The 17,414-nt window shown below is 63.1% G+C and carries 15 protein-coding genes; 13 read left to right on the top strand and 2 right to left on the bottom strand.

Going from position 1 to position 17,414, the window contains the following annotated elements:
• Positions 1 to 80: 80 nt before the first annotated feature.
• From LOY22_RS24330 to LOY22_RS24320, 3 genes are read left to right on the top strand one after another with little or no spacing between them, the layout of a single operon-like run.
• Complete coding sequence (locus LOY22_RS24330) at positions 81 to 1,106, top strand: aminoglycoside phosphotransferase family protein (RefSeq protein ID WP_258595121.1); 1,026 nt, start codon at positions 81 to 83, stop codon at positions 1,104 to 1,106.
• Positions 1,103 to 1,774, top strand: coding sequence for an N-acetylmuramate alpha-1-phosphate uridylyltransferase MurU (murU, locus tag LOY22_RS24325; protein ID WP_258595119.1), 672 nt, complete (start codon positions 1,103 to 1,105; stop codon positions 1,772 to 1,774). Before LOY22_RS24330 ends, murU begins: the two co-directional genes overlap by 4 nt.
• A gap of 1 nt (position 1,775) precedes the next feature.
• A complete protein-coding gene (locus tag LOY22_RS24320) occupies positions 1,776 to 2,540 on the top strand; it encodes a DnaJ domain-containing protein (RefSeq protein ID WP_045199299.1) in 765 nt (254 codons plus the stop codon).
• Here the strand turns inward: LOY22_RS24320 and LOY22_RS24315 are convergent.
• Positions 2,537 to 3,541 (bottom strand): alpha/beta hydrolase family protein, encoded by a 1,005-nt coding sequence (locus LOY22_RS24315; RefSeq protein ID WP_258595117.1) that lies wholly within the window; start codon positions 3,539 to 3,541, stop codon positions 2,537 to 2,539. The genes LOY22_RS24320 and LOY22_RS24315 overlap by 4 nt on opposite strands.
• Before the next feature lie 94 nt (positions 3,542 to 3,635).
• Between LOY22_RS24315 and LOY22_RS24310 the strand changes: the two genes are divergently transcribed.
• From LOY22_RS24310 to trpE, 9 genes are all read left to right on the top strand, one after another.
• The gene (locus tag LOY22_RS24310; RefSeq protein WP_258595115.1) at positions 3,636 to 6,026 is read left to right on the top strand and encodes a PAS domain S-box protein; all 2,391 of its coding nucleotides are present in this window, start codon (positions 3,636 to 3,638) and stop codon (positions 6,024 to 6,026) included.
• Positions 6,027 to 6,035: 9 nt separating this feature from the next.
• Positions 6,036 to 6,665: a response regulator transcription factor gene (locus tag LOY22_RS24305; protein WP_093378971.1), complete on the top strand. Its 630-nt coding sequence runs from the start codon at positions 6,036 to 6,038 to the stop codon at positions 6,663 to 6,665.
• A gap of 259 nt (positions 6,666 to 6,924) precedes the next feature.
• Positions 6,925 to 8,049, top strand: a complete 1,125-nt coding sequence (locus LOY22_RS24300) for an ABC transporter ATP-binding protein (RefSeq protein ID WP_038998451.1) — start codon at positions 6,925 to 6,927, stop codon at positions 8,047 to 8,049.
• Between the two features lie 40 nt (positions 8,050 to 8,089).
• Entirely contained in the window at positions 8,090 to 9,121 is a 1,032-nt protein-coding gene (locus LOY22_RS24295) for an ABC transporter substrate-binding protein (protein WP_258595112.1), read from the top strand.
• Between the two features lie 64 nt (positions 9,122 to 9,185).
• Positions 9,186 to 10,433 carry an ABC transporter permease gene (locus LOY22_RS24290; protein WP_045199309.1) on the top strand — a complete coding sequence of 416 codons (1,248 nt, stop codon included), beginning with the start codon at positions 9,186 to 9,188 and terminating at the stop codon, positions 10,431 to 10,433.
• 11 nt (positions 10,434 to 10,444) lie between these two features.
• Positions 10,445 to 11,272, top strand: a complete 828-nt coding sequence (locus tag LOY22_RS24285) for an ABC transporter permease (RefSeq protein WP_045199311.1) — start codon at positions 10,445 to 10,447, stop codon at positions 11,270 to 11,272.
• Between the two features lie 132 nt (positions 11,273 to 11,404).
• On the top strand, positions 11,405 to 12,079 hold the full coding sequence (rpe, locus tag LOY22_RS24280; RefSeq protein WP_045199313.1) for a ribulose-phosphate 3-epimerase: 675 nt from the start codon (positions 11,405 to 11,407) through the stop codon (positions 12,077 to 12,079).
• The gene (locus LOY22_RS24275) at positions 12,076 to 12,894 is read left to right on the top strand and encodes a phosphoglycolate phosphatase (RefSeq protein WP_045199315.1); all 819 of its coding nucleotides are present in this window, start codon (positions 12,076 to 12,078) and stop codon (positions 12,892 to 12,894) included. The genes rpe and LOY22_RS24275 overlap by 4 nt, the downstream gene beginning before the upstream one ends.
• Before the next feature lie 69 nt (positions 12,895 to 12,963).
• Positions 12,964 to 14,445: an anthranilate synthase component I gene (gene trpE / locus LOY22_RS24270; protein WP_093378977.1), complete on the top strand. Its 1,482-nt coding sequence runs from the start codon at positions 12,964 to 12,966 to the stop codon at positions 14,443 to 14,445.
• A 44-nt stretch (positions 14,446 to 14,489) separates the two neighbouring features.
• Here the strand turns inward: trpE and estP are convergent, their stop codons facing one another.
• Positions 14,490 to 16,412, bottom strand: a complete 1,923-nt coding sequence (gene estP / locus LOY22_RS24265) for an esterase EstP (RefSeq protein WP_258595109.1) — start codon at positions 16,410 to 16,412, stop codon at positions 14,490 to 14,492.
• A gap of 404 nt (positions 16,413 to 16,816) precedes the next feature.
• Here estP and LOY22_RS24260 point away from each other — a divergent pair, with 404 nt between their 5' ends.
• The gene (locus LOY22_RS24260; protein ID WP_045199321.1) at positions 16,817 to 17,410 is read left to right on the top strand and encodes an aminodeoxychorismate/anthranilate synthase component II; all 594 of its coding nucleotides are present in this window, start codon (positions 16,817 to 16,819) and stop codon (positions 17,408 to 17,410) included.
• Positions 17,411 to 17,414 lie beyond the last annotated feature (4 nt).

Genomic DNA, 17,414 nt, shown 5'->3' with positions numbered 1-17,414 from the left:
CGCCTCTCGATGGTCTGAAAAAGATGCTGGATAATAAAGCATGACCCGCTTGACGGCTAGGGCCGTCGGAGACCCTTGTAATGCCCGATCACGATGTACGCTTGCAACACCTGAATGTCTGGCTCGCCGAGCAGCTGGCAAATCTGTTCCATAAACAGGGCTGGGGCACGGTTCCCGCGGGTAGCCTGACCGCCGCCAGCAGCGATGCGAGCTTTCGCCGCTACTTCCGCTGGCAGGCCGAAGGCCACAGCTTTATTGTCATGGATGCGCCACCGCCGCAGGAAAACTGCCGGCCATTCGTTGATATTGCCCACTTGCTGGCCACGGCCGAGGTCAATGTTCCGGTCATTCATGCCCAGGACCTTGAACGTGGTTTCCTGTTGCTCAGCGACCTGGGCACCCAGACCTACCTCGATGTGATCAACGCCGAGAACGCCGATGGTCTGTTCAACGACGCCATTGATGCGCTGCTGGCTTTCCAGCAGTTGCCGATGAACGCGCCGCTGCCAAGCTACGACGTGGCCCTGTTGCGCCGCGAGCTTGAGCTGTTCCCCGAGTGGTACGTCGGCCGTGAACTGGGCCTGGGCTTTACCGATGCGCAACTGGCCGCCTGGCAGCGTATCAGCAGCCTGTTGATCGACAGCGCCCTGGCCCAGCCAAAGGTGCTGGTGCACCGCGACTATATGCCACGCAACCTGATGGACAGCAAGCCAAACCCCGGCGTGCTGGACTTCCAGGACGCGGTGTACGGGCCGGTCACCTATGACATCACCTGCCTGTTCAAGGATGCCTTCCTGAGCTGGCCGCAGGCACGCGTGCAGGGCTGGCTCGAGGATTACTGGCAGCGCGCCCAGGCCAAGGGCATCCCGGTGCAGGCCGAGTTCGAGGACTTCCACCGCGCCAGCGACCTGATGGGCGTGCAGCGTCACCTCAAGGTCATCGGCATCTTTGCGCGCATCTGCCACCGCGACGGCAAGCCGCGTTACCTGGCCGATGTACCGCGCTTCTTTGCCTATATAGATGAAGTGATCGCGCGCAGGCCGGAGCTGGCCGAACTCGATGAGCTGATCGATAGCCTGCAGGCCGCAGCCGGAGCGCGTCCATGAAAGCGATGATTCTTGCTGCAGGCAAAGGCGAGCGCATGCGCCCGCTGACCCTGCACACCCCCAAGCCGCTGGTGCCGGTGGCCGGTATGCCGCTGATCGAGTACCACCTGCGTGCGTTGGCAGCGGCCGGCCTCAAGGATGTGGTAATCAATCACGCCTGGCTCGGGCAGCAGATTGAAGATCACCTGGGCGATGGTTCGCGCTGGGGCCTGAACATCAGTTACTCACCCGAAGGTGAGCCGCTGGAAACCGGCGGCGGTATCTTCAAAGCCCTGCCGTTGCTGGGCGATGAGCCTTTTGTGCTGGTCAATGGCGATATCTGGACCGAGTACGACTTCGCCGGCTTGCCGAAGCACCTCGACGGCCTGGCCCACCTGGTGCTGGTGGATAACCCTGGTCATCATGGCAAGGGCGACTTCTGTCTGGATAAAGGCCAGGTCAGCGATGCCGACGTCGATGCCGACACCCTGACCTACAGCGGTATCGCCGTACTCGCCCCACAGCTGTTCGCCGACTGCCAGGCCGGCGCCTTCAAGCTGGCGCCGCTGCTGCGCCAGGCGATGACGGCCGGGCAGGTCAGTGGTGAGCATTTCAGCGGACACTGGGTGGATGTCGGCACCCTGGAGCGGCTGGCCGAAGTCGAGCAACTGCTCGCTGAGCGCCGCTGACATGTTGTGGCCGAGCACAGTGATAGGTGCCGGAGCAGGCTTTGCCATCGCCAGTATTCCCGGGGCGTTGCTGGGGGCGTTGCTGGGCCAGGCGATGGACCGCCGTTTGCAGTTGCACAGTTGGGCGCATCTGCGTGAACGCCTGGGTGGGCGGCCGGTGCTGCGTGACGACGAGGTACTGTTCGTCCTGCTTGGGCGCCTGGCCAAGAGCGACGGACGGGTGGTCGATGGCCATATCCAGCAGGCACGGGTGGAGATGCAGCGCCTGGAAATGAGCGAACCGGCCAGGCGCCGCGCCATCGCCGCGTTCAATCGTGGCAAGGCTGGCAAGGAGCGCCTGGGTGTTCATCTGCGCCGCCTCAAGCAACAGCCGCATGCCGCCGAAGGCATGTTGCGCGCATGCTGGCGCATGGTCTGGGCTGATGGCCAGGCTGGCCGGCATGAACGCGAGCTGCTGCTGGCGTGGGGCCAGGCCCTTGGCTGGTCGGCAGCCAAGGTCCAGGCCCTGGCGCTGGACTATGAGCCGCAAAAGGCTGTGCTGGCCGATGGCACGCTGGGTTATCCACAAGCCTTGCGCATGCTTGGGGTCAGCGCCGACAGCGAAGCCGGGCAGATCAAACAAGCTTACCGGCGCCTGCTCAGCCGTCATCATCCGGACAAGCTGGTGGGCAATGGCGCAAGCCCCGCGCAGGTTCGCGAGGCCACCGAACGAACCCGCGAACTGCATCAGGCCTACGCCGTCATCCGTAAACGCCGTGGCTTCTAGTCGAGTTTTTCCGGGCTGAGCCAGCCGCGGATGCGGCGGAACAATTGCTCCTGTTCCGCCGCGCTGTTGCCTGGCATGGCGGTCAGGCTGACCTGGCGGTAGTTGGAGTCCTTCAAGCGTTTACTGGCTTGCAGGCGCTGCTCGGCGGCGCGCCTGGCCTGGGGCAGGGTGGCGTAGAAGAAGTCTGCGGTGGCTACCTTGAGGTTCGGCGCCAGGCTGTCCAGGCTCTGTTCGGCCTGGGCTGGCGTCTGCGCGGCGACCATTACCAGCTTCTGCACCTGGGCCGGTTGCCGTTCGCTCAAGTAACGCGCTGCCCAGTAGGCGCCGCTGCCGTTACCGAGCAGGACAATGCTGCGGGCATTCTGTTGCTGGGCATAAGCAACGGCCGCATCGAGGCGGGCGAAGATGCGTTCGGCATCGGCCTTGTCATCGTCGACCGGCGCCTTCGCTTGTTCGATACTTTCGCTGTTCTCGCTTTCGGCTGCCGTGGCTTGCTCGATACTGGCGTTGGCATTGGCCGGGGTGTCCTTGGCCGGTGCGCTTTCGCCTGGCTCGGCCTTTTTTTCCACTGCCGGGGGTACTTCGACGCGCGCCTGCGGGGCGCTGGCAAGCAAATCCGGCTGGGCCAGGCTCAGGCTGTGCCAACCGGCATCGGGAAACTTGCGCCGCAGCGGGCCGACGGTTTTCGGCCAGTCGGCATTTTCGCCAGCACCGGCAAGAATGATCAGGGCGCCTTCGGGTTCGGCAGTGTTGGCCGGTTTCCACAGGGCCAGGAAGCTGTCGCTGCCAGCCTGCAGGGTTTGCTGTTCGGCTGCAGGAACCTGGCGTTCCAGGGCCTGGGCGTCTTCCTGGCTGCGTTCGGCCAGCGGTTGGCGTTCGACTGCGGCAGGTTTGCTGTCGGCAGCCGCTTCTGGCGTTTCGCCAGCGGCTGCTTGTGCGGTACAAGGTAGTATCAGTGACAGGCATAACGCCGGCAGCGTCGTGCGATAAAGTGCGAACATGGATCGATCCAGGCCAGATTAATACCGGCAGCCTAATAGTATTTGCTCGGGACGGCCATGCTCGGTGGCCGACCTACCCTTGATGAGAGTGCAGATGAAGCTTTTGCGCTGCCTGTTGCTTATCGGCTGTTTTTGCCTGCCCTTGATCACAGGGGCAGCTTCGCCTGCCGCGCCTGCGCAGGTTGTGCTGGAGCCGGCCCAGCAGCAATGGCTTGAGCAACACCGCAGCCTGCGCGTCGGGCTGGTGCTGCAGGCACCTTTTGCCCAGTTCGACCGGCGCCTGCAGCAGCTCTATGGGGTCAACGTCGAGCTGATGAACTGGCTTGGCCGTTCGCTGGGGCTGGACCTTACCTGGCGCAACTTTGCCGATCAGGCCGCCCTTGAGCACGCACTGCTGGCCGGCGAAGTCGATCTTGCCCCAGGCTTGACCCAGACCCCGGCCAGCCTGCTCCTGTGGTTGTTCAGCGATCCCTACATGCGCGTGCCGCAATTGATTGTCGGCCCGCGTACTGGCGCGGTGGCGGTTGATCTGGAGAAGCTCGCCAGTACCGATCGGGTCGCCGTGCGCATGCCCAGCACTGTCGCCGACTACCTGCGTGCCACCTACACCAACCTCAACCTGCAAGGCGTGCCTCAGGAGCGCCAGGCGTTGCAGCTGGTGCTCAGCGAACAGGCGCGGTTTGCCGTGGTAGATGAAGCGCAGTTGAGCCGTCTGTCTCGGGAAAGTGAATTCAGCGAGCTGGTGGTGGTCGGTGATATCGGCCTGCCGCAGTTGCTGCGGGTCGGCTCGCGCCGGGACTGGCCGGAGCTGGCCGAGATTCTTGAGCGCGGCCTGCAGGCCGTTCCGGCCAAGGACCTGGAGCAACTCCACCAGCGCTGGCTGGAGCCTAAATACCCGCGCCTGAGCGAATCCCCGGGCTTTTGGCAGAACCTGGGTCTGTTGCTGGCGGCGCTGCTGTTCAGTTGCGTGGCCTTCGTCATTTGGCAGCGTCGGCAACTACAGCAGCTCGAGCACAGTTTATTGGCCACCCGCGACACCCTGGCCCAGCGCCAGGCCCGCGAAGAAGCCTTGCGCCTGAGCCAGTTTTCCATCGACCAGAGCACCGTGGGCATTCTCTGGGTCAACTGGGACAGCCATGTGCGCTATGCCAACCGGGCCGCCGAAAGCATGCTCGGATACCCCTCGGGGGCGCTGATCGATCGGCCGCTGATTGATTTCGAGCCGAACCTGCACATGGACCGCTGGCTCGATCTGTGGAAGCGTGCCCGTGCCAGCGATGAAGCCCCGCAGCATTTTGAAACCCGGTGCCTGCGTGCCGATCGCAGCCTGCTGCCGGTGGATGTGTCGCTGAGCTTTCTGCGCTTTCGTGATGCCGAATACCTGGTGGTGTTTCTTGCCGATGTCACCGAACGCAGGCGCGCCCTGGCGGCGCTGCGCGAGAGCGAGGCACGGCTCAAGGGTATTGCCGGCAACGTACCCGGCCTGGTGTTTCGCCTTGAACGCAACCCGGCCGAAGGCGAGCTGGAGTTCCCCTACATCAGTGAAGGCAGTGAAGCCCTGGTGGGCTATGCGCCTGCGGCGTTGCAGCATCCGGACATGGGCCTGCGCAATCTGGTGCACCCTGACGACCGCGCCGATTACCACCGGGTCCAGGACCTGGCCCTGGCCACTGACAGCGACTGGTCCTGGCAAGGGCGGATCCTGACCCGCCAGGGCGAGCAGCGCTGGGCCGACATCAAGGCCAGTACCCGCACCCTGGCGGATGGCCGGGTGGTCTGGGACGGAGTGGTCTGGGACATCAGCCAGAGCAAGCGGGTCGAACTCGAGCTTGCCCGTTCACAGGAGCAACTGCGCGAACTGTCGGCGCACCTGGAAAGCGTTCGCGAGGAAGAAAAAGCCCGTATTGCCCGGGAAGTGCACGATGAGCTGGGACAGATGCTCACGGTGCTCAAGCTTGAAACATCCATGTGCGAACTGGCCTACGCCGAACTGGACCCCGGCCTCAACGAGCGCCTGGGCAGCATGAAGCGCCTGATCGCCCAGCTGTTCCAGCTGGTGCGCGATGTGGCCACCGCCTTGCGCCCGCCGATCCTCGATGCCGGCATTGCTTCGGCCATCGAGTGGCAGGCCCGGCGTTTCGAGGCGCGCACGCAGATCCCCTGCCTGGTGCAGGTACCGGAGAATCTGCCACCCTTGAGTGATGCCAAGGCCATTGGCCTGTTCCGCATCCTGCAAGAGGCGCTGACCAATGTCATGCGCCATGCCCAGGCGCATACTGTGCAGATCAGCCTGAGTCTCGATGGCCAGACCCTGCGCCTGACGGTGATCGATGATGGCGTAGGGTTTGTCCTCGAGCAAAGTCGGCCAACGTCCTTTGGCCTGGTCGGTATGCGTGAGCGGGTGCTGATGCTCGGTGGCAGCATGACCCTGGAAAGCGAGCCGGGCGAGGGCACCAGCCTGAGCGTGGCCATCCCCCTGGATTAGGAGCATTGCGTGATTCGAGTACTGGTTGCCGAAGACCACACCATTGTCCGTGAAGGCATCAAGCAGTTGATCGGCCTGGCCAAGGACATGCAGGTAGCGGGGGAGGCCGGCAATGGCGAACAGCTGCTGGAAACCTTGCGCCATACCGAGTGTGAGGTGGTGCTGCTGGATATTTCCATGCCCGGGGTCAATGGCCTGGAGGCGATCCCGCGGATTCGCGCCTTGAACAACCCACCGGCGATCCTGGTGCTGTCGATGCACGACGAAGCGCAGATGGCAGCGCGGGCGCTGAAAGTCGGCGCTGCCGGCTACGCCACCAAGGACAGTGATCCTGCATTGCTGCTCACCGCGATTCGTCGGGTCGCCGGTGGCGGGCGTTACATCGACCCGGACCTGGCTGACCGCATGGTCTTCGAGGTCGGCCTCACCGATGCCCGGCCGCTGCATTCATTGCTGTCTGAGCGCGAATTCTCGGTGTTCGAGCGCCTGGCCCAGGGCGCTAACGTCAACGATATTGCCCAGCAACTGGCGCTGAGCAACAAGACCATCAGCACCCACAAGGCGCGGCTGATGCAGAAGCTCAACGTCACCTCGCTGGCGGAGCTGGTGAAGTACGCGATGGAGCACAAGTTGTTGTGAGTGTTCCAGAAGCGACATTGCGCTGAGCTCATCGCGGGTCAAGCCCGCTCCCACAGGGGGCGGTACCGTGGGAGCGGGCTTGACCCGCGATAGCATTGAACCTGCCATGCACATATCCAAAAACGTCACTCTTGTAGGGCAATCCCTACCCCAAGCCTTCCATCCTGCTGATATCAATCTCTCTCCACCGCCGATTTGCGCCGCTTGCCGCCTTCACTAGGCTTTGGATACAGCAGTCATCCAACAAAAAGGTGCGGGTATGAGTGAGGTGAATTCGAGCGCTGCAACCGGCGAAGTGCTGGTCAGCTTCCGTGGTGTGCAGAAGAGCTACGACGGCGAATCGCTGATCGTCAAAGACCTCAACCTGGATATCCGCAAGGGTGAGTTTCTCACCTTGCTCGGCCCGTCCGGTTCCGGCAAAACCACCAGCCTGATGATGCTCGCCGGCTTCGAAACGCCGACTGCAGGCGAGATCCAGCTGGCTGGCCGTTCCATTAACAACGTGCCGCCGCACAAGCGCGACATCGGCATGGTGTTCCAGAACTACGCGCTGTTTCCGCACATGACCGTTGCCGAGAACCTGGCCTTCCCTTTGAGCGTGCGCAACCTGAGCAAGACCGACATCAGCGAACGGGTCAAGCGCGTGCTCAACATGGTCCAGCTCGACGCTTTCGCCCAGCGTTACCCCGGCCAGCTTTCCGGTGGCCAGCAGCAACGGGTGGCTTTGGCCCGGGCGCTGGTGTTCGAGCCGCAGCTGGTACTGATGGATGAACCGCTGGGCGCTCTGGACAAGCAACTGCGCGAACACATGCAGATGGAGATCAAGCACCTGCACCAGCGCCTGGGCGTCACTGTGGTCTACGTGACCCACGACCAGGGCGAAGCGCTGACCATGTCCGACCGCGTCGCGGTATTCCACCAGGGCGAGATCCAGCAGATCGCCGACCCGCGCACCCTGTATGAAGAGCCAAAGAACACCTTTGTCGCCAACTTCATCGGTGAAAACAACCGCATCAATGGCCGCCTGCTCAGCCACGACGGCGAACGTTGCCAGGTATTGCTGCCGCGCGGCGAGAAGGTCGAGGCGCTGGCGGTCAATGTCGGCCAGGCCGGCGAGCCGGTAACCCTGTCGATCCGCCCCGAGCGCGTGCGCCTCAACGGCCACAGCGAAAGCTGCGTCAACCGTTTCTCCGGGCGCGTGGCCGAATTCATCTACCTGGGCGACCACGTGCGGGTACGCCTGGAAGTCTGCGGCAAGGCCGATTTCTTCGTGAAGCAGCCGATTGCCGAACTCGACCCGGCCCTGGCCGTGGGCGATGTGGTACCGCTTGGCTGGCAGGTGGAGCACGCCCGCGCGCTCGATCCTCTGCTGGAAGCCAATTGAAGGTTTGCTTCACCAACCCTGTTCTGTGGAGAGAATAATAATGCTCAAGCACTTGAAGTTGACCGCCCTGACCCTGGGCCTGTTTGCGGCAAGCCAGGCCATGGCGGCCGACCTGACCGTGATTTCCTTCGGCGGCGCCAACAAGGCGGCCCAGGTCAAGGCGTTCTACGAGCCATGGGAGAAGGCGGGCAAGGGCAAGATCGTCGCTGGCGAGTACAACGGTGAAATGGCCAAGGTCAAAGCCATGGTCGACACCAAGAGCGTGTCGTGGAACCTGGTGGAAGTCGAGTCGCCGGAGCTGGCCCGTGGGTGTGATGAAGGCATGTTCGAAGAGCTCGATCCTGCACTGCTCGGCAACGAAAGCGACTATGTGAAGGGCGCTATCCAGCCGTGCGGTGTCGGCTTCTTCGTCTGGTCCACAGTCATGGCCTACAACGCCGACAAACTGAAGACCGCGCCGACCAGCTGGGCCGACTTCTGGGACACCAAGCAGTTCCCGGGCAAGCGCGGCCTGCGCAAAGGCGCCAAGTACACCCTGGAGTTTGCCCTGATGGCCGACGGCGTTGCGCCCAAGGACGTCTACAAGGTGCTTGGCACCAAAGAAGGCCAGGACCGCGCCTTCAAGAAACTCGACGAGCTCAAGCCGAGCATCCAGTGGTGGGAAGCCGGTGCCCAGCCGCCGCAGTACCTGGCCTCGGGTGACGTGGTCATGAGCTCGGCCTACAACGGCCGGATTGCCGCGGTGCAAAAAGAGAGCAACCTGAAAGTCGTATGGAACGGCGGTATCTACGACTTCGACGCCTGGGCCATCCCCAAAGGCGCCAAGGATGTTGAAGAGGCAAAGAAATTCATCGCCTATTCGGTCCAGCCTGAACAGCAGAAGACCTACTCCGAGAACATCGCCTACGGCCCGGCCAACTCCAAGGCCGTCGCGCTGCTGTCCGACGAGATCAAGAAAGACATGCCGACCACCCCGGAAAACATCGCCAACCAGGTGCAGATCGACGTGGCGTTCTGGGCCGACAACAGCGAGCAGCTGGAGCAACGCTTCAACGCCTGGGCTGCCAAGTAAGGGCTGCTGATGGGGCGTCGGCTTGCCGCCGGCGCTCCTTGTTCTCAAGATTTCGGAGTTCGCTATGGCCATCGCAGTGCCCCTGAATGAAGGCGCAGGTTCCAACCTCAAGCAGCGTCTCAAGCGTGCCGAGCGGGTCAACCGCTGGAAGGCGCAAGCGCTGATCGCACCGCTGGCGCTGTTTCTGCTGCTGGTGTTCCTCGTGCCGATTGCCGCGCTGTTGTACAAGAGCGTGGGCAACCCGGAAGTGGTCGGCGGCTTGCCGCTGACTGTGACGGCTGTGGCCGAGTGGGACGGCAAGGGCCTGCCAGGGGAGGCGGTATATAAGGCGCTAAGCGAAGACCTCGCGCAAGCACGCAAGAACCAGACCCTGGGCGATACCTCCAAGCGTCTGAACATGGAGCTGGCCGGCTATCGCAGCCTGCTGGCCAAGACCGCGCGGGCGTTGCCGTTCAAGACCGAGCCGGCTTCCTATAAAGAAGCCCTGCAGGAACTGGACGAGCGCTGGGGCGATCCGGCCTACTGGCAGGCGATCCGCCGTAACACCAGTAGCGTCACCCCGTTCTACCTGCTGGCGGCCCTGGACCATCGTATCGATGACCTCGGCGAGCTGGCCAAGGCCACCCCGGACCAGGCCATTTACCTGGACATCTTCACCCGTACCCTGTGGATGGGCTTCGTCATCACCGCCATCTGCCTGGTGCTGGCCTATCCGCTGGCCTACCTGCTGGCCAACCTGCCGACCCGGCAGAGCAACCTGCTGATGATTCTGGTGCTGCTGCCGTTCTGGACCTCGATCCTGGTGCGGGTTGCGGCCTGGATCGTGCTGCTGCAATCGGGCGGGCTGATCAACAGCGCGCTGATGGCCATGGGCATCATCGACAAACCGCTGGAACTGGTGTTCAACCGCACCGGGGTGTACATCTCCATGGTGCACATCCTGCTGCCGTTCATGATCCTGCCGATCTACAGCGTGATGAAGGGCATTTCGCCCACCTACATGCGTGCGGCGATATCCCTGGGCTGTCATCCGTTCGCCAGCTTCTGGCGGGTGTACTTCCCGCAAACCTACGCCGGCGTAGGCGCGGGCTGCCTGTTGGTGTTCATCCTCGCCATCGGCTACTACATCACCCCGGCGCTGCTCGGCAGCCCCAACGACCAGATGGTCAGCTACTTCGTGGCCTTCTACACCAACACCAGCATCAACTGGGGCATGGCGACCGCGCTGGGCGGCCTGCTGTTGCTGGCCACCGTGCTGCTTTACCTGATCTATAGCTGGCTGGTCGGCGCCAGCCGCCTGCGCCTGAGCTGAGGAGCGTTGTCATGCTGAGCCCCTACATGTCGCCCGTCGAGCGGGTCTGGTTCTACAGCTTGCGCATCCTTTGCGGGCTGATCCTGTTGTTCCTGGTGTTGCCGGTGCTGGTGATCATTCCGCTGTCGTTCAACTCCGGCAGCTTCCTGGTCTACCCGCTGCAGGGCTTTTCACTGCAGTGGTACCACGACTTCTTCGCCTCGGCCGAGTGGATGCGCGCGCTGAAGAACAGCATCATCGTCGCCCCGGCGGCCACGGTGCTGGCGATGATCTTCGGCACCCTGGCTTCGATCGGCCTGACCCGCGGTGATTTCCCCGGCAAGTCGCTGATCATGGCCCTGGTGATTTCGCCGATGGTGGTGCCGGTGGTGATCATCGGTGTGGCCAGCTACCTGTTCTTTGCCCCGCTGGGCATGGGCAACAGCTTTATCTCGCTGATCCTGGTGCATGCGGTGTTGGGCGTGCCGTTCGTCATCATCACCGTTTCGGCGACCCTGCAGGGCTTCAACCATAACCTGGTGCGCGCCGCCGCCAGCCTGGGCGCCTCGCCGCTGACCACCTTCCGGCGGGTTACCCTGCCGCTGATTGCGCCGGGGGTGATCTCCGGGGCGCTGTTCGCTTTTGCCACGTCTTTTGACGAGGTGGTGGTCACCCTGTTCCTCGCCGGCCCCGAGCAGGCGACCCTGCCACGGCAGATGTTCAGCGGCATCCGCGAGAACCTCAGCCCGACCATCGCCGCCGCTGCAACCTTGCTGATTGCCTTCTCGGTGGTGCTGTTGCTGACCCTGGAGTGGTTGCGTGGGCGCAGCGAGAAGCTGCGTACCCAGCAGCCGGGTTGAGATCGTTCGCGGGGCGAGTCGAGTCGACTGGCCCCGCGATGAGCACCCGTCGACCGCCTTGATACCGGTCAGCCCCTGAGCGTTTGCCTGAGGTACAATGCGCGCCACTGTGATTCTGCCTACAGGTGCGCCATGCAGCCCTACGCTATTGCCCCCTCGATTCTTTCTGCCGACTTCGCCCGCCTCGGCGAGGAAGTCGACAATGTCCTGGCCGCGGGTGCCGACATCGTTCACTTCGATGTAATGGACAACCATTACGTGCCCAACCTGACCATCGGCCCGATGGTCTGCACCGCCCTGCGCAAGTACGGCATCACTGCACCGATCGACGTGCATTTGATGGTCAGCCCGGTCGACCGCATTATCGGTGACTTCATCGAAGCCGGCGCCAGCTACATTACCTTCCATCCGGAAGCCACCCTGCACATCGATCGTTCGCTACAGTTGATTCGCGACGGCGGTTGCAAGGCCGGCCTGGTATTCAACCCGGCGACTCCGCTCGACACCCTCAAGTACGTGATGGACAAGGTCGACATGATCCTGTTGATGAGCGTCAACCCAGGCTTTGGTGGCCAGAAATTCATCCCCGGCACCCTCGACAAGCTGCGCGAAGCCCGCGCGCTGATCGACGCCAGCGGCCGTGATATCCGCCTGGAAATCGACGGTGGCGTCAACGTCGGCAACATCCGTGAAATCGCTGCTGCTGGCGCCGACACCTTCGTCGCCGGTTCGGCGATCTTCAACACCCCGGACTACCGTGAGGTGATTGCCAAGATGCACGCCGAACTGGCCCTGGCCCGCCCATGAGTGGCTTCGAGCAGTTGTTCCCCGGCGCCCTGCCCAAACTGGTGATGTTTGATCTGGACGGTACCCTGATCGATTCGGTACCGGACCTGGCAGCGGCGGTGGATAACATGCTGCTCGCAATGGGCCGCCCGCCCGCTGGCCTTGAGGCGGTACGCCACTGGGTCGGCAATGGTGCGCCGGTGCTGGTGCGCCGCGCGCTGGCCGGTGGCATCGAGCATGGCGCAGTGGATGACGACGAAGCCGAACGGGGCCTGGAGCTGTTCATGCAGGCCTACGCCGAAAGCCATGAGCTGACGGTGGTCTACCCCGGCGTGCGCGACACCCTCAAGTGGTTGCACAAGCAGGGCGTGGAAATGGCTCTGATCACCAACAAGCCCGAGCGCTTCGTTGCACCCTTGCTTGACCAGATGAAAATCGGCCGTTATTTCCGCTGGATCATCGGCGGCGACACCCTGCCGCAGAAAAAGCCCGATCCGGCTGCCTTGCTGTTCGTGATGAAAATGGCCAGCGTCGAGCCCGAGCAGGCGCTGTTCGTTGGCGACTCGCGCAGCGACGTGCTGGCGGCCAAGGCTGCCGGGGTCAAATGCGTTGGCCTGACCTATGGCTACAACCATGGCCGGCCGATCAGCGAAGAGGCGCCGTGCCTGGTCATCGACGACCTGCGCGCGCTGTTGCCTGGTTGCTTAGATCCGGCCACTGGGATAACGTTGGCGGACGTTCAATCCCCCTCAGATCGAGATTCCATCGTGGCGGTTATCGGCAAACTCTGGATGAAAGTCATCAAGGCCCTGGCCCGCTGGCGTTGGCGCGCCTGACTGCTATCCGCCGGCCCACGCCGGCCTGCTTGCCTGCCTGACCCATCTGCTGCTTGCCACGAGGCTATCATGACCCGCGAAGAATTCCTGCGCCTGGCCGCTGCCGGCTACAACCGCATTCCCCTGGCCTGCGAGACCCTGGCCGACTTCGACACGCCGCTGTCGATCTACCTGAAACTGGCTGACCACGCCAACTCCTACCTGCTCGAATCGGTGCAGGGCGGCGAGAAGTGGGGGCGTTACTCGATCATCGGCCTGCCGTGCCGCACCGTGTTGCGTGTGCACGATCACCAGGTGCGGATCACCCATGATGGTGAATTGATCGAGCAGCATGAAGTGGAAGATCCGCTGGCCTTCGTCGAAGCTTTCAAGGAGCGCTACCAGGTGCCGACCATCGCCGGCCTGCCGCGCTTCAACGGCGGCCTGGTCGGCTACTTCGGTTATGACTGCGTGCGTTATGTCGAGCGGCGCCTGGGCAAGTGCCCGAACCCTGATCCGCTGGGCGTGCCGGACATCTTGCTGATGGTCTCCGATGCCGTGGTGGTGTTCGACAACCTGGCCGGCAAGATGCACGCCATTGTCCTCGCCGATCCGGCTGAACAAGACGCTTACGAAAACGGCCTGGCCCGGCTCGAAGGCCTGCTTGAGCAACTGCGCCAGCCTATCGCCCCGCGTCGCGGCCTCGATCTGGGTGGGCCGCTGCCGGCAGAACCTGAGTTCCGCTCAAGCTTTACCCAGAGCGACTACGAACGTGCGGTCGATACCATCAAGGAATACATCCTCGCTGGCGACTGCATGCAGGTGGTGCCGTCGCAGCGTATGTCCATCGACTTCAAGGCCGCGCCGATCGACCTGTACCGGGCGCTGCGCTGCTTCAACCCGACGCCATACATGTACTTCTTCAACTTCGGCGACTTCCACGTAGTGGGCAGCTCTCCGGAAGTGCTGGTACGGGTCGAAGACAACCTGGTCACCGTGCGCCCGATCGCCGGTACCCGCCCACGCGGCGCCACCGAAGAGGCTGATCGCGCGCTGGAAGAAGACTTGCTGTCTGACGACAAGGAAATCGCCGAGCACCTGATGCTCATCGATCTGGGCCGCAACGACGCTGGCCGGGTGTCGGAAACCGGCTCGGTCAAAGTCACCGAGAAGATGGTGATCGAGCGTTATTCCAACGTCATGCACATTGTGTCCAACGTCACCGGCGAGCTGAAGCAGGGCTTGAGCGCCATGGATGCCCTGCGTGCCATCCTGCCGGCGGGCACCTTGTCCGGCGCGCCGAAAATCCGCGCCATGGAAATCATCGACGAGCTGGAGCCGGTCAAACGCGGCGTCTACGGTGGTGCGGTGGGGTATTTTGCCTGGAACGGCAACATGGACACCGCAATTGCCATCCGTACCGCGGTGATCAAGGACGGCGAGCTGCACGTGCAGGCCGGTGGCGGCATTGTTGCCGACTCGGTGCCAGCGCTTGAGTGGGAAGAAACCATCAACAAGCGCCGGGCGATGTTCCGTGCGGTGGCGCTGGCCGAGCAGACGCCACGCAACTGAGCCTGATCCACGGCGCCTGTTGGTAGCAGGCGCTGTTCCCTTCCCTAGAACTCCAGACTCAATGCCAGGCTGACCCCCTGTTGGGTCAGCTCGTCGCTCTTGCGCCAGTTGTAGCTGCCGCGCAGGGCCAGGCCCGGTGCCAGGCTCTGGCTCAGACCCAGGGTTGCCCGGTTCAGATTGCTCTGCGGGGTGTAGCCGGTCAGGGTGAAGTCGTTGCCCGGCAGGCTGTTGAGGTGGAGGGTCAGGTCCTGCTGGTCGTCTTCGAACTCGTGCTCGTGAGCGACTTCGGCGAACAGCAAGGTGCTGGGCCCGGCCTGGTACTTGCCCTGCAAGCCCAGGCCCAGGCGCCGCGATTCGCGGTCCTGATCGTCAAAGCTCAGGGCAGTGGCGCGGCTGCCTTTCTCCGAATAGCCATCGACCTTCACCCGCGCATAATCGGCGCTGACAAACGGCGAAAGGCTCCACTGGCTGCCGGGCGCTGCCAGGTCATAACCCAGGCGTGCGGCGAAGGCCCACAGTTCGCCATCGGTATCACCTTTCTCGCTGCGATCATTTACCCCCAGGGCGAAGGTGCGCTTCAAGTCGCTGTAGTCCAGGTGCCCGCCGGTCAGCGCGGCATCGGCCCACCACTGGTTCTGCTGGAACTGCACGAAAGCGGTTGCCAGGTAGCTGTCGAGCTTGTAGTCGGAGTCTTGCTCGCCGGCTTCGAGCTTCTGCTGGTACACGCCTGTGGCCACGCCAATACGCCAGGCCTCGTCCAGACGATAGCTGCCGCCCAGGGTCAGGTTATAGCCATGGCCGTCGGCGCTGGCCGAGCTGCGCTGGCTGTCGATATCCAGGTTCTGCCCCCCGGCGGCTACGATGGCCTGCCATTGGCCAACCGGCTGCCAGCGGCCTTGCCACTGGTTGCGCAGTTCATCTTGATGCGCGCGCAGGCTAGCGTGGGCCATTTCTGGTAACAGCGTCAGCTCCCAAGGGGCGGAAAGAATCGAAAACGCGTAGCCGGCGATCAGCTCCTGCCCAGCACTGGTGGGGTGGACCGAATCGTTGAACAGCAGCTTGCTCGGGTCGGGCGTGGCACCGTTGATGCCGTAGGTCGGGTTCTGCACACAACCGTTGCCGCTGAAACAGGTACCGACCAGGTTCTGCCCGCTGGCCAGGCCGAACTGCGTCGGAGCAGCCAGGGCTTCCTGGAGCAGCAACGGCACATTGAGCGGAATAACTTGAGCATCAATCTGGCTCAGCTGGCCGACCAGTTGCTGGTTGAAGATACTGCTCAACTGCGAAGCCGGGCCCTGCATCGGCGTGCCATTGATGGCCGGAGTCAGGCCCAGGTCGGGCAGCAGCCAGACCATGATGTACTGCGCGCCACCCTGTTGCAGGGCCTGGGCGCTGGCGGCCAGGCGATTGGCGGCAGCTGCGGCGGTTGCCGGGCTGGTGATCTGGCCCTGGAGGAAGTCGTTGCCGCCACCGGTCAGGTAGTAAAGCGCGTTGGGGTCGGCGCGCAGACCACCGGCCAGATAGCCCGGGCGTTCGCGCAGCACGGTGCCGGCGCCGGGGTTGCCCGGTGGAATGATCACGTCGGAAGTACCGGTGATCGAGTCGAGAATCTGGTCGGTACGGTAACCACCCACTGCCCAGTTGTTGCCGTCCGGGCGACCCAGCGCGGCATTGACTGGCGAGGTCGAAGCGCCCAGGTCGGCCGCAGCAACACCCAGCTGGGCACCGAGCAGCATGGGCGAAACCGCGCCGAAGGCTTCGCCGTTGGCATATGTTGGCCCGACCCGGTTGGTAAAGCGCTGGGTGGAGCCCGCCGGGCCATTGCTGTCGGGGAACTGCCCGGCATCGGCAAGGCTGTCGCCGAAGACGATCAGAGTTGAGTAAGGGGAGGGGGCGGCATGGACGCTGGAGCAGGCCAGGGCCAGCAGCGAGAATGCACAAGGCAACAGGGAGCGCGCGTTCAACATCGCAAAGATCCTTTTTCGTTGTTGTTATCGGATGACGCCTTACGACGTTAGCAAAACATTCCGCGCGTCTTCCATCGCTAAAGCGTTTCGGCATGCCACCGTCATATTGCGTGGACCGCGCCGGTAGGCTACTGTGCGGGAACGTATGAACGAGACCTACCCCGTGTTGATCGTCAGCAAACTCTTGATGCGCGTTATCAAGGCCCACGCCCGTTGGCGTTGGCGCGCCTGACTTTATCTCTTGCCGGTTAGCCGGCCCTGTACCGCTTTGCCTTTCTGAATGCTTTACCTGCTGTAACCGGCGCTTGCTGGTGTGCACCGGGAAGCTCGCACCTGTAGCACCGAGCACAGGCACATCGAAAGGCATGTATTCAAAGTCAGTAGATGCAAGAGGTTGAACCCAGATGTTACTGATGATCGACAACTACGACTCCTTTACCTACAACGTCGTGCAATACCTCGGCGAGCTGGGTGCAGAGGTCAAGGTCATTCGCAATGACGAACTGACCATCGCCCAGATCGAAGCCCTTAACCCCGAGCGCATTGTCGTTTCCCCTGGCCCCTGCACCCCGACCGAAGCCGGTGTGTCGCTGGAGGCCATCAAGCATTTTGCCGGCAAGTTGCCGATCCTCGGCGTATGCCTGGGCCACCAGTCCATCGGCCAGGCCTTCGGCGGTGAAGTCGTTCGCGCCCGCCAGGTGATGCATGGCAAGACCAGCCCGGTGCTGCACAAGGACCAGGGCGTGTTTGCCGGCCTCAACAACCCGCTGACCGTGACCCGCTACCACTCGCTGGTGGTCAAGCGCGAAACCCTGCCCGATTGCCTGGAACTGACCGCCTGGACCGCCCTTGAAGACGGCTCGGTGGACGAGATCATGGGCCTGCGCCATAAAGAGCTGAACATCGAAGGGGTGCAGTTCCACCCCGAATCGATCCTCACCGAGCAGGGCCACGAGCTGTTCGCCAATTTCCTCAAGCAGACCGGCGGCCGCCGTTAAGGAT

This window comes from Pseudomonas sp. B21-035 (assembly GCF_024748945.1).
Classification (GTDB): Bacteria; Pseudomonadota; Gammaproteobacteria; order Pseudomonadales; family Pseudomonadaceae; genus Aquipseudomonas.
This window is presented reverse-complemented; position numbering and strand designations above follow the sequence as displayed.